The organism is Rhodoferax sp. GW822-FHT04A08, from assembly GCF_058801025.1.
The window spans coordinates 210,088-227,208 of the sequence record NZ_JBXAMW010000006.1 but is presented as its reverse complement, the minus strand read 5'-3'; the positions used below and the strand labels follow the sequence as shown (position 1 = coordinate 227,208).

The following is a 17,121-nucleotide window of genomic DNA, read 5'->3' as shown; positions in this document are numbered from 1 at the left end:
CTGCCTTCAGCTGCTACGCGCGCCCATCAGGGCGCCGCTTCTTCGGCATGGCAGCACACACAGAGCTTGTTGCCGTCCAGGTCGCGGAAGTAGGCGCCATAGTAGTTGGCGTGGTACTGCGGCCTCAGGCCCGGCGCCCCTTCGCTGTGGGCCCCTTGGGCTAAGGCGGTGGCATAGGTTTGGTCCACCACGGCCCTGGTGGGCGCCAGCAGTGCCACCATCTGGCCGTTGCCAGCCGCGTGGGGCTGTCCGTCGAAAGGTCTGCCAATCAGAAACAGTGGTCGCGCCTGGTGGGGCACCATCCAGCCAGCCCACGCTTTTTCGGGCTCACTGAACTTCAACACCCAGCCCAACGCAGACAGCACCCGCTCGTAGAAGGCAAAGGCCCTATCGAAGTCGGTAATGCCGATGTGCGTGTGGGAGATCACGCTACGGCCTCCTCCACCTTGTCGTGCGCGCCCTCGATCTGCAAGCCCAGCCGATTCACGCCGCTGACCAATGCCTTGAGCGAGGCCGTGACGATATTGCTGTCCAGTCCAACGCCATAGCGCTCCATGCGGTTGCCAACGGCCGCCAACTCGATGAAGGCACAGGCCTGCGCATCGCCGGCATGCTGGCTGGCCTTGATGGAGCGCTCTTCAAAGCTGCGCACCTGCACCTCCAGACCTGCGCTTTGCAGCGCATGCACGGCTGCGTCAATGGGGCCATTGCCCACACCTCTGAGCTGCACGGAACGCCCTTCCATGCTCAGTTGCAACTCGATGCCTTGCGCCGGTGTCTTGCCATGCCCGGCGACTTCAAACAGGTGGTGGCCCAGGTAACGCACGCTGGCGTTGTCGGCGTCCAAATAGGTGGCATCGAACAGGCTCCAGATGTCCTGTGCCGTCATCTCACCGCCGTGGGTATCGGTGTAGCTCTGCACTTCACTGGAGAACTCCACTTGCAGGCGGCGCGGCATGACCACGCCGTATTCCACCTCCATGAGATACGCCACGCCGCCCTTGCCACTTTGGCTGTTGACGCGGATGACCGAGTCGTAGCTGCGCCCCAGGTCTGCTGGATCAATCGGCATGTAAGGCACATCCCAGATCGTGTCCTTCTTCTGCGCGGCAAGCCCCTTCTTGATGGCATCCTGGTGCGAGCCGCTGAAGGCCGTGAAGACCAGATCGCCCACATAAGGGTGACGGGGATGGATGGGAAGCTGGTTGCAGTATTCCACCGTGCGCGCCACTGCATTGATGTCGGAAAAGTCCAGGCCAGGCGCCACGCCCTGCGTGTACAGATTGAGCGCCAACGTCACGATATCCACATTACCGGTACGCTCGCCATTGCCGAACAGGCAACCCTCCACCCGGTCGGCGCCAGCCAGCAAACCCAACTCGGCGGCAGCAACCGCAGTACCCCGGTCATTGTGCGGGTGCAGGCTCAGGACAATGCTGTCACGCCGTGCCAGATGGCGATGCATCCACTCGATCTGGTCTGCGTAGACATTGGGGGTTGCGCCTTCCACGGTGGCGGGCAGGTTGAGGATGACCCTGTTGGAAGGTGTTGCGCCCCATTCCGCCGTTACTGCATTGCAGATTTCGAGTGCGAATTCGGGCTCGGTACTGCTAAAGACCTCAGGGCTGTACTCCAACTGGAACTCCGTGCCCGGCTGCTGGGCCGCCAGATCCTTGATGAGGCGCACCGACTGCACGGCCATTTCCACGACCTCGGCCTTCTGCATGCCAAAGACCACCTCACGGAATACGGGTGCAGTGGCGTTGTAGACGTGCACGATGGCGCGGCGTGCCCCTTGGAGGGACTCGAAAGTGCGACGAATCAGATGTTCGCGTGACTGGGTCAGCACTTCAATGGTCACGTCTGCCGGAATGTGACCGCCCTCGATCAGGTTGCGCACGAAATCGAAGTCGGTCTGGGATGCGCTGGGAAAGGCCACCTCGATTTCCTTGAAGCCCACTTCACACAGCTTGCGGAACATGCGCATCTTGCGCTCGCCGTTCATGGGTTCAAACAGGGACTGGTTGCCATCACGCAAGTCGCTGCTCATCCAGATGGGAGCCGCGGTCAGCGTTTTGGAAGGCCATTGGCGGTCAGCAAGCTGGACGCCCTGGAAAGGTCGGTACTTGGAAGCGGGATTGGCTAACACGGGCAAACTCCTTATAAGACTTACGAACGGGTATAAGAAGCATGTTATGCCATTGCAGTGCGCAGATTATTGCCAATGCATGCTTTAAATCAAATTTATTTGGCAACAACTACCAATTTTTAATAAAATTAAGCATTATTTATGATAATTCGAACGTTTTCTCGCCAGCATACTTACCGACCAGTGCACGCAGTCGATCTGCATTTACCGGTTTGCTGAGAAAGTCATTGGCGCCTGCAGCCAGAGCCTGGCCATTGGCGTCGTTCATGACGTCAGCGGTAAGCACCACAATCGTCAGTTTGGAAGCTGCACCTTGCAGAGCACGAATGGCGCGGGTCGCGGTCAGACCGTCCATGACCGGCATGTTCACATCCATCAGCACCATGTCAAAGGGTTTGCGTTGAACCCAGTCCAGTGCCTGTTCCCCGTTTTCACAGAACGTGGCCTCACAGCCCATGCGACGCAACAGGACCGCAACCAGCTTTTGGTTGATCGGGTGGTCTTCCACCACCAGCACCCGCATATCCTGTGTGACCACGTCTGCTGTAGCGCCTTCGCCCGTCACAGTCGGCTCCTGAGTCACAGGATTCGGCTGAACCAATGGTGAGTTGGCTGCCGCAGCACTCAGCCCTGGATGAAATGGCACCCGCACTTTGACCGTGAAGGTCGACCCGGTCCCCACCACGCTTCGCACCGTGATCTCACCATCCATCATGCGCGCCAGGGACTGCGATATTTCCAAGCCGAGGCCGGCGCCACCGAACCTGCGTGTACGGCTGTCATCCCCCTGAGAGAAGCGCTGGAACAACCGCGAAAGTGTCAGGGAATCCATACCAATGCCGGTATCGGTGATTTCAAATTCCAGGGCAATGGTCTGCTCCATGCGCATGGCCTCGAAAACCTTCAGGTGCACATGACCGATTTCGGTGAACTTGATGGCGTTGTTCAACAGATTGAACAGGATTTGCTTGAGACGCGTCTCATCCACGAAGACCAGAGGCAGCACAGCCTGCGGCAGATCGATGTGAAATTCCAGGCCCTTGCTTTTGGCCAGCGGCTGCATCAGGGCTGCCACGTCCGCCAGCACATGCGGAACTGCCACATAGGTGGATTTCAGTGAAAGTTTGCCGGACTCTAGCGCGGACAAGTCCAGCACATCGTTCAACAACGTCAGCAGATGGCCGGCAGATGTGCGTGCCATCTGGACATAGTCGGTTTGCTCGGCGTTCATGGGCGTGCTTTGCAGCAGGTCCAGCATGCCGATGAGCCCGTTGAACGGGGTACGAAGCTCGTGGCTCATGTTCGCCAGGAACTGACTTTTGCCCCGGCTTGCAGACTCGGCACGATAGCGAGCTTCACGCAATTCCTGGGTGAGTTGCTCCATGGCCCTCCGCTCGGCCTCCAGGCGCCTGTGGCGCATGACAAGGGCGCCCGAGGCGATCGTCAGCAAAGCCAGTTGTGCAATAGTCAGCCAGACAATGAGGCCGTTTTGCCTGCCCATGGCGTCCGATTGGTGCTCCAGCAGCAACGCGACCTCGGAATCTGCTGCAAGAGTCAGTGCCTGCACATCGGGCCCAAGCGTGTTGAGTCTTTTCTGAACGTTGGCAAGCCCGGCAAATCGGATAGGTCTGTCGGACAGCGCCGCGTCCATCTCCACCAACAAAGGCTCCAGGCCTGCAAAGACCTTGCGGTACTCCTCGCGTCCCGTCAACAGCGCAACACTGGGGCTGTCACGCAGCAGGGTCAGGCGACTGAGAAAGATGTCATAGCGCAGCGACAGGGCGTCGGCGTCGTTCTCCGTACGGCTGACCAGCGCTTCGCCCAATGCCTGCCTGGTACGCAGAAATTCCCGCTCAAACTGGAAAACCAGCGCAGTCAGTGAATCCGAGCGCAGGGCGTTGCTCTTATCGATGGCGCGCATTTGCGCAATCTCGGATACCAGCAACGCCGCCATGGCCAGTGCCATGGCGGCCGTCCCCAACGCAAGCCAGAGCAAAAAGCCCCGGTTATTTCTGCCGCCAGACATCGCCGGTCTATTCGATCGTCAGTGACTTGAGCTGCCAGGCCGAGCGTTCGTAATAGATGGCAGAGCGAAGCTCCGGATTAGAGTCGTAGGGATAGACGATGAACAAGGGGCCTTTGGTCTTGACCGGAATGCTCTTGCCATTCATCTTGTGGGCCAGAATCACATCGAACTTCTGCGCGTCCTCGAACGGCACGGATGTCTGGTAATCATTCAGTGCAACTGCCTTCAAAAGGGTGCCGGAGGCCTTGGCGGCCGCCAGCACATCGCGCAACAAAGGTCCGGTGAACGCGATAGGCTGCTTATCCCACGGCGTCATGGTGGTAAACGTGCGCTGCGGCAGCTTCTCCACCATCTCCATGTCAAACACCGCTGCATTGGGCGCGTTCTTTTCGCCGACATTGCCGGAAAGCGTCAATACGACTTTGCTTTTGGCAGGCTGCAACGCGGCCGCAGGAAGTGCCATGCTTAGAACCACACTGATGCCACAAAGGACAAAAATGCGAAAAAGCATTGAAATCATAAAAACGGCCTTTTTGATAAAATCGGAAAGGCCAAACTCTACACCGGAAAGCTTACATAACGTCAGTGGTGGTGACCGTGGGCTCCATGCACGTGTCCGTGGGCCACTTCTTCCTCAGTGGCGGGCCGTACTTCCAGAACCTTCAGTCCAAAGCGCAGTGGCTTACCAGCCAAGGGATGGTTCCCGTCCAAGTAGACCGTATCACCTTTGATCTTCAGGACGGTAAACACGATGGTGTGACCGCTTTCGTCACGGCCTTCCAGCTGACCGCCGATCTTGACGCCGGGCGGGAACTGCTTCTTTGGAATGGTCTGCAGGAGCGCTTCATTGCGGGCGCCAAAGGCATCTTCCGGTTGAAGCTCAATCGTCGCTTGATACCCCGCTTCTTTGCCTTCCAATGCCTCTTCGATCTTGGCGAAGGTGTTGCCATAGCCGCCATGCAGGTAAGACATGGGCTCTTTGCTTTCTTCCAGCAGCTTGCCGGTGATTTCGGAAACCGTATAGCGCAGGGTAACTGCCGAGTTTTTTTCGATTTTCATAAGATTGGGGGTGAGTGGATGGGGCATTATCGACAAAAACCCTCTTGAACTAGGCAGCATGCGCCGACGGCATCCCTCCCAATGTGCGAAGGTGGATAATTCGCTTCTGTATCCATTTGAGGTTTTTGACATGAGTGACGCACAACACCGTATTGATGAACTGGTTAAATCCAACGAAGTCCTGCTGTTCATGAAGGGCACGGCCAGTTTCCCGCAATGTGGCTTCTCCGGTCGCGCAATCCAGATTCTCAAAGCCTGTGGCGTGGACCCCAAGTCCATCAAGACCGTCAACGTGCTCGAAGACGATGAAATCCGTCAGGGCATCAAGGAATACAGCCAGTGGCCCACCATTCCGCAGCTCTACATCAAGGGCGAGTTCATTGGCGGCTCCGACATCATGATGGAGATGTACGAGTCTGGCGAACTGGCCCAGACTCTGGCGTCCAAACCGGCCTGAGGATTCAGGCGGCAAACTCCCAGCGCCGCTTGGCTCCCAGCACCGCATCCGGATACGCTGCCTTGCCGCGCGAGCCGTTATAGCGCCCCAGGGCCAGGAATTGGTCTTCGCGCTCCAGGTCCAGGTAGTGGCGCAATATCACGCAGCCGAAGCGCAGGTTGACCTTCATCCGGAAAAGGCTGTTGGCGTCACCATCGCCAATGCTGCGCGTCCAGAATGGCATCACCTGCATATATCCCCGGGCTCCTACGCTACTGACCGCGTACTGGCGAAAGTTGCTCTCCACCTGAATCAGCCCCAACACCAGAGCAATATCCAGTCGGGCCCGCTTGCAGTCGTACCACAAGGTCTGCAGGAACTCTGTGCGCTGCTGCAGGGTCCTCAGGTCGGAGCGGCGCGCCACAAGGCGCTCGTTCATCTCCAGCTTCCAGCGCAGGTAATGCATCTTGGCCTCGGTGCTGGAAAACGGTGGCTCAGGCGGCTCGCCGCTGGCAACTGCTGCACTCAGTGCATTGCGAACCGCGTCTGCCAAGGGTTCTTCGATTTGCCCACCTGCGTGCGCCACCCGTCCAAGACCGGCTAAACCCGGCGCGGCCAAATATTGCAGCAATCGGCGACGACCCAGGCCGAGCGCCTGTGCGTCTGGCTTCATGCCTTCAAACGTGACCGGATCAACTCCACGATTTCAGCGACGGCGACATTGGTTGCAGCCTTGTCTCGGCGGTGCTGGTACTCCACCACACCCTCTTTCAGACCACGATCTCCAAGCGTCACACGATGGGGGACACCGATCAGCTCCCAATCGGCGAACATGGCGCCTGGTCGCTCATTGCGGTCATCCAGAATCACGTCCACACCCGCCTCCAGCAACTCGCCATACAGCTTGTCGGCTGCCGCCTTGACGTCGGGGAAGCGATCCGGGCTGATGGGACACAGAACTACCGTGAAGGGCGCAATGGCATCCGGCCAGATGATGCCGCGCTCGTCGTGGTTCTGCTCAATGGCTGCTGCCGGCAAACGGGTAATGCCGATGCCATAGCAACCCATTTCCATGAACTGCGGCTTGCCGTTGACGTCCAGGAACGTGGCGTTCATGGCACGGCTGTATTTGGTTCCCAAATAGAAGACGTGGCCCACTTCAATGCCGCGCTCGATGGCTAAGGTGCCCTTGCCATCCGGCGACAGATCCCCTTCGACCACATTGCGCAGGTCGACCACCACATCCGGTTCGGGCAGATCACGCCCCCAATTCACGCCGCTCAAGTGGTAGTCCACCTCATTGGCACCGCAGATCCAGTCCGACATCAACGCGACTTCCCGGTCTGCCACGACGCGCAAAGGCTTCTTCAATCCAACCGGTCCCAAATACCCCGGTTCGCAGCCAAAATGCTCATCGATTTCGGCCAAAGTTGCAAAACGGAAACCTGCCAGTCCAGGCACCTTGCCCACCTTGATCTCATTCATGCTGCGATCGCCGCGAATCAGCAGCAACCAGACCTGGGATTTGACGATTTCACCCTTTTCATCACGGGTGTCTGTTGCAACCACCAGAGACTTCAGGGAGTTTTCGATCGGCAACTTCAAGTAATTTGCCACATCAACGCAAGTGCTCATGCCAGGCGTGGCCACTTTTGCCAATGTCTGGGCGGGCGCCGGGCGCGGCCCCGCGGGAGCCAAGGCTTCAGCCTTTTCCATATTGGCGGCGTATTCGCTTTGCGGGCAGTAGACGATGGCATCTTCCCCGGTGGCGGCAATCACCTGGAACTCTTCGGACAGATCACCACCAATGGCGCCACTATCGGCCGCTACTGCACGATAGACCAAACCAAAGCGGTCAAAGATCCTGCGATAGGCCTTGGCCATGATCTGGTAGCTCACCTTGGCAGCGTCTTGGTCGCGGTCGAAGCTGTACGCGTCCTTCATGATGAATTCGCGCCCGCGCATCAACCCAAAGCGTGGACGCCGCTCATCGCGGAACTTGGTCTGGATTTGGTACAGGTTCTTGGGCAGCTGCTTGTAGCTCTTGATTTCCTGACGCGCAATATCGGTAACCACTTCTTCACTGGTCGGCTGCACCACGTAATCGCGTTCGTGCCGGTCCTTGATACGCAATAGTTCCGGGCCCATGGCTTCAAATCGCCCGGTCTCCTGCCAAAGCTCCGCGGGTTGCACCACGGGCATGGTCAGTTCGACGGCACCGGCACGGTTCATTTCCTCGCGCACGATGGCCTCCACCTTGCGTATCACCCGCAGGCCCATGGGCATGTAGTTGTAAATGCCTGCGCCCAGCTTCTTGATCAACCCAGCCCGCGTCATCAGCTTGTGACTGACGACCTCTGCATCGGCTGGCGCTTCTTTCAGGGTGGAAATGAGGAACTGGGAGGCTTTCATGACAACTACTCGATCAACTTCAAAGGCTGCTAGGGCAATTCGTCACTTGATGCACGCCGCTTGCTGTGCATAATGAACGAAGTTTAAGAATTGGGGTTTGATTATGCTTGACCGGGACGGCTTTCGCCCCAACGTCGGCATCATCCTGCTCAACCATAAAAATCAGGTATTTTGGGGCAAGCGCATACGAACCCACTCGTGGCAGTTTCCGCAGGGTGGCATTGACCGGGGCGAAACCCCCGAGCAGGCCATGTTCCGTGAATTGCACGAAGAAGTCGGACTCCATCCGGAGCATGTTGCGATAGTTGCCCGTACCCGAGATTGGTTGCGCTATGAGGTGCCAGACAGGTACATACGACGCGATGCGCGTGGCCACTACAAGGGCCAAAAGCAGATTTGGTATTTGCTGCAACTCACCGGCCACGACTGGGATTTGAACCTGCGCGCGACCGACCATCCGGAGTTTGACGCGTGGCGCTGGAATGATTACTGGGTTCCGCTGGAGGCCGTGGTCGAATTCAAGCGTGGTGTCTACGAAATGGCGTTGACCGAGCTTGCCCGGTTTTTGCCGCGCCATGACGCCCGCAATCGCTATTTACGCCATGGGCATAGACCCAGGGAGCAGGAATTGCCCGCACAGGGCAATGCCCTGCCAATCTCCAACAATTCAACCGGCTCCATGGGTGACACCCAAGGCGGGACCGGAAACCCTGTATCGGACTCGCATGAAACTTAAGGTCCTTGCAACCTGGACGTTGATGTTTTCGTTCACATTGCTCAGCACTAACAGCTTGGCTCAGACTACCAAGGTAACCGAAGAAGATGAATGGGTGGAAGAACAAGCGCCTCCACCGCCAGCATTTTCAAAGGAGCATCTGATACCAATTGACTTGCCATTGCATATGACCGTCAAGGTGGGAGCAGATCCCAACAGCATTGTTGTGGGAACTGACGGTGTCGTTCGCTATGTGTTGGTCATCACCAATACGACCGGCACCACCAGTGCTTTGTACGAAGGAATTCGCTGTACAACCGACGAGGTAAAGACGTATGCACGGCTGGGCTCATCGGGAACGTGGACTACTCTTGCGTCCCCAACCTGGAAGCCCGTGAGTGACAATTTGCCCTCCGGAATCTCGCTGGCTTTTGCGCGCCAGGGCGGCTGCCAGAACAGGCTTGCCACTTCAAAAAGCGAAATCATTGCCGCTCTTACAGTGCGTGTGCGAGTTGGGCCTTCAATGCGTGGCCAGTAAGGCTGACCAAGTTACTTGGTGATCACCAGATTGTCCCGGTGCAACATTTCGGCCTCTGCCGCATAACCCAACAGCTTTTCAATCTGTGAAGAGGGTTTTCGGCAAATGATGCGGGCTTCTGCACTGGAATAGTTCGCTAGGCCGCGCGCGATTTCCAAGCCTGCGTCGTCACGCACCGCGATGACGTCGCCGCGCGAAAAATCGCCCTCCACCTGTACCATGCCGATGGGCAACAGGCTCTTGCCCTCATCACGCAGCTTGACGACGGCACCTGCATCCACCACAACTGCACCGCGCAATTGCAGGTGATCTGCAATCCACTGCTTGCGTGCCTGGGTCTTCTGCGTTTGCGCAACCAACAAGGTACCGATGGCCTCGCCGGCGGTCAACCGTATCAGGGCATCTGGTTCACGGCCCCAGGCGATGACGGTGGAAGCCCCTGAACCGGCTGCACGCTTGGCGGCCAGTATCTTGGTAATCATGCCGCCGCGCCCAATGCTGGAACCGGCCCCACCGGCCATCCGTTCCAGCTCAGGGTCTCCGGCCTTGGCCTCGTGGACAAAGCGGGCGTTGGCGTCTTTGCGGGGATCCGCGGTATACAGGCCCTTTTGGTCCGTCAGGATGATCAGCGCGTCCGCTTCCACCAGATTGGCAACCAGTGCGCCCAGCGTATCGTTGTCGCCAAATTTGATTTCGTCGTTGACCACGGTGTCGTTTTCATTGATCACCGGAACCACACCCAGCTTCAGCAAGGTCAACAACGTGGAGCGCGCATTGAGGTAGCGCTCGCGATCTGCCAAATCCGCATGCGTGAGCAGCACTTGCGCGCTGCCCAGTTCGTTGAGGCGCAACTTGGTTTCATACATTTGTGCCAAGCCCATTTGCCCAACCGCTGCGGCCGCCTGAAGTTCCTGCACAGCCTTGGGACGGGTACTCCACCCCAACCGCTTCATGCCCTCAGCGATGGCGCCGCTGGACACCATGATCACCTCACGCTTGTCACGGATCAGATGCGCGATCTGACGGCACCACTCGCCTATGGCCTGTTCATCCAGGCCCTGACCATCGTTGGTCACCAGGCTGGAGCCCACTTTGACCACCACGCGCCTGGCTTTACGCAGTACGGAAGATTGCGATTTTTTTGTCATTTTTCTGTGCTGGCTGGGGCGTGGGCTTCAGAAAGTCTCAGGCGCGCACGCCTGGCTGGATTTAAGACTTGGCAGGATCGGCCTGAACGTCCGTAAATCGGGGATCTACTTCTACATGCGGCTGCTCGGCCACTTGCTGGGCTTTGACGTGTTTGTAGATTTCCTTTATCAATGGTTCACAGCCTTCGCGTGTGAGCGCAGAGATCTCAAACACCGGCCCCTTGAACTTGAAGCGCTTGATGAAATCCTTGACGCGGGCCTCTCGCTCTTCGTCGGGCAGCATGTCCACCTTGTTGAGTACCAGCCAGCGCGGTTTCTTGTACAGGTTTTCATCGTACTTCTTCAACTCGTTGACGATGGCTTTGGCCTGCTTGACGGTATCCACACCCTCATCGAACGGCGCAATGTCCACAATGTGCAAGAGCAATCGGGTTCGCTGCAAATGCCGCAGGAACTGATGGCCCAGACCAGCGCCTTCAGCCGCACCTTCAATCAATCCGGGCAGGTCGGCCACGACAAAGCTCTGCTCGGGGCCCACGCGGACCACCCCCAGATTGGGATGCAAGGTCGTAAACGGGTAATCCGCAATGCGTGGGCGCGCGTTCGAAACCGCTGTGATGAAAGTGGACTTGCCAGCATTGGGCATACCCAGCAGGCCGACATCTGCCAAAACCTTCAGTTCCAGCTTGAGATTGCGCTTTTCCCCTGGCCAACCTGGGGTCTTCTGACGTGGTGCGCGGTTGATGGCACTCTTGAAGCGCAGATTGCCAAAGCCACCATCACCACCCTTCGCAATAGTGATAACCTCGCCGGGAACCAGCAGCTCAAACAGTACTTCTCCGGTTTCGGCATCGCTGATGATGGTTCCAACGGGCATTTTGAGGGTGATGTCCTCGCCTGCAGCGCCGAACATATCGGAGCCCATGCCATGTTCTCCGCGCTTGGCGTCATACCGGCGCGCAAAGCGGTAGTCCACCAAGGTGTTGAGATTGGGATCGGCAACTGCGAAGACGTGGCCACCACGACCACCGTCCCCACCGTTGGGGCCGCCAAATTCCTTGTACTTCTCATGCCGGAACGAGACGCACCCCGCTCCGCCGTCTCCAGCAGAGATATCGATATAGGCTTCGTCAACGAACTTCATGGTGGCTATTTTCCCAAATGGCAACCCGCTTGCGGATTGCGTAGGAGCTTAACTTCGCGCAACGGAGTTAAACAGGGCGGGCTGAAAACAAAAACCCCGCGCTTGGAAAGCGCAGGGTTTTTGGGGTGAGCTTGCTGCAGATTAAGCAGCAGTGACGCTCACTGTGTGCTTGTTCAAAGCACCCTTGACCGCAAACGACACAGTGCCGTCTACCAGTGCAAACAAGGTGTGATCCTTGCCGATACCGACATTGGTGCCGGGATGGAACTTGGTACCACGTTGACGAACAATGATCGCGCCAGCGCTGATCACTTCACCACCGTAGGACTTCACACCGAGCATCTTGGGCTTGGAATCGCGCCCGTTTCGCGTAGAGCCGCCGCCTTTTTTCTGTGCCATGACCCTTGCTCCTTATGCTGCAATCGCGCCGATTTGCAGCTCTGTGAACTGCTGGCGGTGCCCTTGACGTTTCTGATAGTGCTTACGACGACGCATCTTGAAAATGCGCACTTTGTCGTGCTTGCCGTGTGCCACTACAGTGACAGTAACCGTTGCGCCGGACACCAAGGGCGTACCAACCTTCAGCTCGGTGCCGTTTCCGACAGCCAGAACTTGGTCGATAACAATCTCTTGGCCTACGTCCGCAGCAATCTGTTCTACTTTAATTTTTTCGCCAGCAGCAACCCGATATTGCTTGCCACCGGTTTTTATGACCGCGTACATGTTGACCTCTTTATCTAGACTCTGAGAACGAATTTTCGCAGAGCCTTGGATTATAGCCCTAAAGCCAACTTTCTCCAAATTTGCCTGTCATGTCAGATTGGAGGCAGGGCAAGTTTCTATAATCGCCGCACAACCAACCGGCCTATCGTCTTGCAAGTCAATCCAAGCAGCACATCATCTGGACTCTCCATCATTGAGGGCGACATGCGTCAGGTGGACGCCGTCATCGCCCAGCGGCTCAACTCTGGAGTTCCCCTTGTAGGTAGTGTTTCGCAATACATCATCACAGCGGGAGGCAAGCGCCTGAGACCCTCGCTTCTGTTGCTGTGCTGCGGCGCGCTGGGCTGTGACAGCGAACAGCGATTCAACATGGCAGCCGTCGTCGAGTTCATCCATACGGCAACCCTCCTGCACGACGATGTCGTGGACGACTCCGCACTACGTCGTGGACGTGCCACTGCGAACGCCACGTTTGGCAATCCGGCAAGCGTCCTGGTCGGCGACTTCTTGTACTCCCGTGCTTTTCAAATGATGGTGGACGCCCAAAGCATGCGCATCATGCAAGTGCTGGCGGATGCCACCAACGTGATTGCCGAAGGCGAGGTCATGCAGCTGATGAACATGCACAACGCAGAACTGGACGAAGCGGGGTATTTGCATGTCATTCGCTCCAAGACTGCAAAGCTGTTTGAAGCCAGTGCGCGCGTTGGCGCAATTCTGGCTGACGCTGAGTCAGCGCTGGAGGAGGCATGTGCAGAATATGGGCAGGCACTGGGCACGGCCTTCCAAGTCATTGACGACGTGCTCGACTATGCGGGAGATGCGTCGGTAATGGGCAAAAGCGTGGGAGACGACTTACGCGAAGGCAAGGCAACCCTGCCACTGATAGCCGCCATGCAGCGTGGCACACCAGAGGAATCGGCAACCATCAAGAAGGCCATCGAGACCGGCGACCTTTCCATGCTCGAACTGATTGTCTCCATCGTCAAAAAGACAGGCGCCTTGGACGTTGCCCGCAACGCGGCACGACAAGAGGCATTACGCGCCATTTCGGCTGCCAAGCGCCTGCCCCAGGCCCCGCACACCGACTGTTTGATACAATTGGCGACCCAATTGTTGGAGCGCGATCACTGAGATTCGTCTCCCACTGTCATCAAACCGCGGGGTGTAGCTTAGTCTGGTAAAGCGCTACGTTCGGGACGTAGAGACCGGAGGTTCGAATCCTCTCACCCCGACCACGGTGTTTGGTCATTTCCCAATAAAAATTGCTCGGCAGCTTAGGCGACAATGCCGCGATATTCTGGGAAAAAGACATGACCATCCTTGTAACCGGCGGCGCCGGCTTCATTGGCAGTAATTTTGTGCTGGACTGGCTGGCCCATTCAGACGAACAAGTTGTCAACCTGGACAAGCTCACGTATGCGGGCAACCTGCAGAACCTGGCGTCTGTGTCCTCCAACCCCGCCCATATCTTCGTGCAAGGCGACATAGGCGATGCATCCTTGATGAATGAGCTGCTGGCGCACTACAAGCCCCGCGCCGTGCTGAACTTTGCCGCCGAGAGCCATGTAGATCGCTCCATCCTGGGCCCGGGTGAATTCATCCAGACCAACATCGTAGGCACCTTCAATCTGCTGGAAGCCATGCGCGCCTACTGGGGCGGCTTGGAGGCAGCAGCCAAGACAGTCTTTCGCTTCCTGCACGTCTCCACCGACGAGGTCTATGGTTCGCTGTCCAAGACCGATCCGGCTTTTTCCGAGACCAACCGCTACAAGCCCAACAGCCCATATTCGGCATCCAAGGCTGCCAGTGACCATCTGGTACGTGCCTACCACCACACCTACGGGCTACCGGTGCTCACCACCAACTGCTCCAACAACTATGGCCCGTATCACTTCCCCGAGAAGCTCATCCCCCTCATCATCGTCAACGCCCAGGCGGGTAAGGCGCTTCCCGTGTACGGTGACGGCCAGCAGATCAGGGATTGGCTGTACGTGAAAGACCACTGCAGCGCCATCCGCCGCGTGCTCGAAGCGGGCGTGCCCGGTGAGACCTACAACGTAGGCGGCTGGAACGAGAAGCCCAACCTGGAGATCGTGCACACCGTGTGCACGCTCCTGGATGAACTGAGCCCCAGAGCAGACGGCAAGCCTTATAGCGAGCAAATCACCTTTGTCACCGACCGCCCCGGGCACGATCGGCGCTACGCCATCGATGCTGGCAAGATCGAGCGCGAGCTGGGTTGGAAGCCAGCCGAGACCTTTGAGTCGGGCATTCGTAAGACCGTGCAGTGGTACTTGGCCAACCCCGAGTGGGTTGCCAATGTGCAAAGCGGCGGCTACCGTGACTGGGTGAGCCTCCAATACGGCAACAGTGACCAAGCTGCGGCCGCTCTATGAGAATCCTGCTCTTGGGCTGTAACGGCCAGGTGGGATGGGAGCTGCAGCGAAGCCTTTCGGTGCTGGGCGAAGTCGTTGCCCTGGGCTCGGATGCAAAGAAGAACCCGCAAGGCCTGAGCGGCAATTTGACCGATCTTGACGGTCTTGCACAAACAGTACAGACAGTGCGCCCGGATGTGATCGTCAATGCCGCGGCCCACACCGCAGTGGACAAGGCAGAGTCCGAACCAGAGCTGGCACGTACCATCAACGCCCTGGCTCCCGGCGTGCTGGCTGCCGAAGCACACAAGCTAGGTGCCTGGCTGATCCACTACTCCACCGACTACGTATTCGACGGCAGTGGCTCTACACCCTGGACGGAGACCGATGCAACGGGTCCATTGAGCGTGTATGGTGCAACCAAGTTGGAAGGTGAGCAGCTTGTTGCAGCCAACAATCCCAAACACCTGATCCTGCGCACCAGCTGGGTGTACGGAGCCCGCGGCGGCAACTTTGCCAAGACCATGCTGCGCCTGGCCTCGGAGCGCGAGGCGCTCACTGTCATCAATGACCAGTTCGGTGCCCCCACCTCGGCAGAATTGCTGGCCGATGTGACGGCACATGCCATTCGCAGCCTGCAAAGCCACCCTGATCTGGCCGGTGTGTACCACTGTGTAGCCAGCGGAGAGGCCACCTGGCATGGCTATGCCCGCTTTGTGCTGCAAACGGCACGGGCCTTGGGCACCGTGCTCAAGGCGAGCCCCGAACAAGTTGCCCCGACCAGCACACAGAGCTACCCCACACCGGCCAAACGGCCACTGAACTCGCGCCTGAACACAGCCAAGCTGCAGGACGCCTTCAACCTCACCCTGCCCCATTGGCAGGCGGGGGTGGCACGTATGCTCACAGAGATATCAGGGAAGTAGGAACAAGAACATGACCAACACGACAACACCAGCCCAGTCCAAAGCCCGCAAAGGCATCATCCTGGCAGGAGGCTCGGGCACACGGCTGTATCCAGCCACCCAGGTGGTGAGCAAGCAGTTGCTACCCATCTACGACAAGCCCATGATCTACTACCCGCTGACCACGCTGCTGCTGGCGGGCATTCGCGAAGTGCTGGTGATCTCCACCCCACAAGATACACCGCGCTTTGAGCAGCTCTTGGGGGACGGCAGCCAGTGGGGCATCAAGATCCAGTACGCGGTTCAGCCCTCGCCCGACGGACTAGCCCAGGCCTTTCTGATCGGCGAGCAGTTCCTGGCCGGGGCACCCAGCGCCCTGGTGCTGGGAGACAACATCTTTTACGGCCACGACTTTGCGTCCCTGCTCAAGGGCGCGAACCAGAGAACCACCGGCGCCACCGTGTTTGCCTATGCGGTCAATGACCCGGAGCGCTATGGCGTGGTGGAATTCAGCCCGCAGGGGCGTGCCATCAGCCTGGAGGAGAAACCCCAAGCGCCCAAGAGCCGCTACGCGGTCACGGGCCTGTACTTCTATGACGAGCAGGTGGTCAGCCTGGCCAAGCAGGTCAAACCGAGCGCACGCGGGGAGTTGGAGATCACTGATCTGAACCGGATGTACCTGGACCAGGGCCAGCTCGATGTGCAGACCATGGGGCGGGGCTATGCCTGGCTGGACACGGGCACCCACGAATCCATGCTGGAGGCCAGCCAGTTCATCTACACCATCGAGAATCGCCAGGGGCTCAAAGTGGCTGCCCCGGAAGAAGTGGTCTGGCGCCATGGCTGGATTGACAATGTCCAGCTGGAAAAACTCGCCGCACCGCTGGCCAAGACGGGTTATGGTCAGTACCTGCTGCGACTGCTCAAGGAAAAGGTGTTTTGATGAAGGTAACAAAGACAGCAATTGCCGATGTACTGTTGCTCGAGCCCAAGGTGTTCGGGGACGCGCGCGGCTTCTTCTTTGAGAGCTTCAACCAGCGGGTGTTTGAAGAGGCCACCGGAGTGAAGACACAGTTTGTGCAGGACAACCACTCCAAATCGGCCAAGGGCGTGTTACGGGGTCTGCACTACCAGGTCAAAAATCCGCAAGGCAAGCTGGTGCGGGTAACGCAAGGAGCGGTGTTTGATGTGGCGGTGGACATCCGCAAGGACTCGCCCACCTATGGGCAGTGGGTGGGTGATATCCTGAGTGCGGACAACAAGCGTCAGCTGTGGATTCCAGCCGGGTTGGCCCATGGCTTTGTGGTGCTCTCCGAGGCCGCCGAGTTCCTCTACAAGACCACCGACTACTATGCGCCGGAGCAAGAGCGCTGCATCATCTGGAACGACCCGACACTGGCCATCGACTGGCGGCTCAATGGGCTGACGCCATTGCTCTCGCAAAAGGACTTGCACGGTGCAAGCTTTGCCGACGCAGCTTTGTAGTGT

19 protein-coding genes and 1 tRNA gene are annotated in these 17,121 nt (G+C 58.1%); 9 read left to right on the top strand and 11 right to left on the bottom strand.

The window, feature by feature from the left end:
• Positions 1–26 precede the first annotated feature (26 nt).
• The 5 genes from AC1RMF_RS14225 to AC1RMF_RS14205 form a co-directional block, all read right to left on the bottom strand.
• Positions 27–428: a VOC family protein gene (locus AC1RMF_RS14225; RefSeq protein ID WP_493142246.1), complete on the bottom strand. Its 402-nt coding sequence runs from the start codon at positions 426–428 to the stop codon at positions 27–29.
• Positions 425–2,149 carry a 2-isopropylmalate synthase gene (gene leuA, locus AC1RMF_RS14220; RefSeq protein WP_493142245.1) on the bottom strand — a complete coding sequence of 575 codons (1,725 nt, stop codon included), beginning with the start codon at positions 2,147–2,149 and terminating at the stop codon, positions 425–427. The genes AC1RMF_RS14225 and leuA overlap by 4 nt, the downstream gene beginning before the upstream one ends.
• Positions 2,150–2,288: 139 nt before the next feature.
• The gene (locus tag AC1RMF_RS14215) at positions 2,289–4,175 is read right to left on the bottom strand and encodes a response regulator (protein WP_493142244.1); all 1,887 of its coding nucleotides are present in this window, start codon (positions 4,173–4,175) and stop codon (positions 2,289–2,291) included.
• Between the two features lie 7 nt (positions 4,176–4,182).
• Positions 4,183–4,638 (bottom strand): putative pterin-binding protein, encoded by a 456-nt coding sequence (locus AC1RMF_RS14210; protein ID WP_342618694.1) that lies wholly within the window; start codon positions 4,636–4,638, stop codon positions 4,183–4,185.
• A 119-nt stretch (positions 4,639–4,757) separates the two neighbouring features.
• The gene (locus AC1RMF_RS14205) at positions 4,758–5,234 is read right to left on the bottom strand and encodes an FKBP-type peptidyl-prolyl cis-trans isomerase (protein WP_342618695.1); all 477 of its coding nucleotides are present in this window, start codon (positions 5,232–5,234) and stop codon (positions 4,758–4,760) included.
• Positions 5,235–5,364: 130 nt separating this feature from the next.
• Between AC1RMF_RS14205 and grxD the strand changes: the two genes are divergently transcribed.
• On the top strand, positions 5,365–5,691 hold the full coding sequence (gene grxD, locus AC1RMF_RS14200; RefSeq protein WP_342618696.1) for a Grx4 family monothiol glutaredoxin: 327 nt from the start codon (positions 5,365–5,367) through the stop codon (positions 5,689–5,691).
• A gap of 4 nt (positions 5,692–5,695) precedes the next feature.
• Here grxD and AC1RMF_RS14195 read toward each other — a convergent pair whose 3' ends face one another.
• Positions 5,696–6,343, bottom strand: a complete 648-nt coding sequence (locus tag AC1RMF_RS14195) for a lytic transglycosylase domain-containing protein (RefSeq protein ID WP_493142243.1) — start codon at positions 6,341–6,343, stop codon at positions 5,696–5,698.
• Positions 6,340–8,082 (bottom strand): proline--tRNA ligase, encoded by a 1,743-nt coding sequence (locus AC1RMF_RS14190; protein WP_493142241.1) that lies wholly within the window; start codon positions 8,080–8,082, stop codon positions 6,340–6,342. Before AC1RMF_RS14190 ends, AC1RMF_RS14195 begins: the two co-directional genes overlap by 4 nt.
• 103 nt (positions 8,083–8,185) lie before the next feature.
• Between AC1RMF_RS14190 and AC1RMF_RS14185 the strand changes: the two genes are divergently transcribed.
• Together AC1RMF_RS14185 and AC1RMF_RS14180 are read left to right on the top strand one after the other, a co-directional pair.
• Positions 8,186–8,818: an RNA pyrophosphohydrolase gene (locus tag AC1RMF_RS14185; protein ID WP_446737966.1), complete on the top strand. Its 633-nt coding sequence runs from the start codon at positions 8,186–8,188 to the stop codon at positions 8,816–8,818.
• On the top strand, positions 8,808–9,335 hold the full coding sequence (locus tag AC1RMF_RS14180) for a CNP1-like family protein (RefSeq protein WP_493142239.1): 528 nt from the start codon (positions 8,808–8,810) through the stop codon (positions 9,333–9,335). Before AC1RMF_RS14185 ends, AC1RMF_RS14180 begins: the two co-directional genes overlap by 11 nt.
• An 11-nt stretch (positions 9,336–9,346) precedes the next feature.
• On the opposite strand, the gene proB is transcribed toward AC1RMF_RS14180, so the two are convergent.
• From proB to rplU, 4 genes are all read right to left on the bottom strand, one after another.
• Positions 9,347–10,483 carry a glutamate 5-kinase gene (proB, locus tag AC1RMF_RS14175; RefSeq protein WP_493142237.1) on the bottom strand — a complete coding sequence of 379 codons (1,137 nt, stop codon included), beginning with the start codon at positions 10,481–10,483 and terminating at the stop codon, positions 9,347–9,349.
• Between the two features lie 61 nt (positions 10,484–10,544).
• Positions 10,545–11,627 carry an Obg family GTPase CgtA gene (gene cgtA / locus AC1RMF_RS14170; protein ID WP_493142236.1) on the bottom strand — a complete coding sequence of 361 codons (1,083 nt, stop codon included), beginning with the start codon at positions 11,625–11,627 and terminating at the stop codon, positions 10,545–10,547.
• 141 nt (positions 11,628–11,768) lie between these two features.
• Positions 11,769–12,026 carry a 50S ribosomal protein L27 gene (gene rpmA / locus AC1RMF_RS14165; RefSeq protein WP_342618702.1) on the bottom strand — a complete coding sequence of 86 codons (258 nt, stop codon included), beginning with the start codon at positions 12,024–12,026 and terminating at the stop codon, positions 11,769–11,771.
• Positions 12,027–12,038: 12 nt separating this feature from the next.
• Positions 12,039–12,350 carry a 50S ribosomal protein L21 gene (gene rplU, locus AC1RMF_RS14160; RefSeq protein ID WP_342618703.1) on the bottom strand — a complete coding sequence of 104 codons (312 nt, stop codon included), beginning with the start codon at positions 12,348–12,350 and terminating at the stop codon, positions 12,039–12,041.
• A 150-nt stretch (positions 12,351–12,500) separates the two neighbouring features.
• On the opposite strand from rplU, the gene AC1RMF_RS14155 reads away from it, so the two are divergent.
• From AC1RMF_RS14155 to rfbC, 6 genes are all read left to right on the top strand, one after another.
• Positions 12,501–13,484 (top strand): polyprenyl synthetase family protein, encoded by a 984-nt coding sequence (locus AC1RMF_RS14155; RefSeq protein ID WP_493142234.1) that lies wholly within the window; start codon positions 12,501–12,503, stop codon positions 13,482–13,484.
• A 27-nt stretch (positions 13,485–13,511) separates the two neighbouring features.
• Positions 13,512–13,588: transfer RNA gene (locus tag AC1RMF_RS14150), tRNA-Pro, on the top strand.
• Positions 13,589–13,663: 75 nt separating this feature from the next.
• Positions 13,664–14,749, top strand: a complete 1,086-nt coding sequence (gene rfbB / locus AC1RMF_RS14145; RefSeq protein ID WP_493142232.1) for a dTDP-glucose 4,6-dehydratase — start codon at positions 13,664–13,666, stop codon at positions 14,747–14,749.
• On the top strand, positions 14,746–15,654 hold the full coding sequence (gene rfbD / locus AC1RMF_RS14140) for a dTDP-4-dehydrorhamnose reductase (RefSeq protein ID WP_493142229.1): 909 nt from the start codon (positions 14,746–14,748) through the stop codon (positions 15,652–15,654). The genes rfbB and rfbD overlap by 4 nt, the downstream gene beginning before the upstream one ends.
• A 10-nt stretch (positions 15,655–15,664) precedes the next feature.
• A complete protein-coding gene (gene rfbA / locus AC1RMF_RS14135) occupies positions 15,665–16,576 on the top strand; it encodes a glucose-1-phosphate thymidylyltransferase RfbA (protein WP_493142228.1) in 912 nt (303 codons plus the stop codon).
• The gene (gene rfbC, locus AC1RMF_RS14130; RefSeq protein ID WP_493142226.1) at positions 16,576–17,118 is read left to right on the top strand and encodes a dTDP-4-dehydrorhamnose 3,5-epimerase; all 543 of its coding nucleotides are present in this window, start codon (positions 16,576–16,578) and stop codon (positions 17,116–17,118) included. Before rfbA ends, rfbC begins: the two co-directional genes overlap by 1 nt.
• The last annotated feature ends 3 nt before the right edge of the window (positions 17,119–17,121 follow it).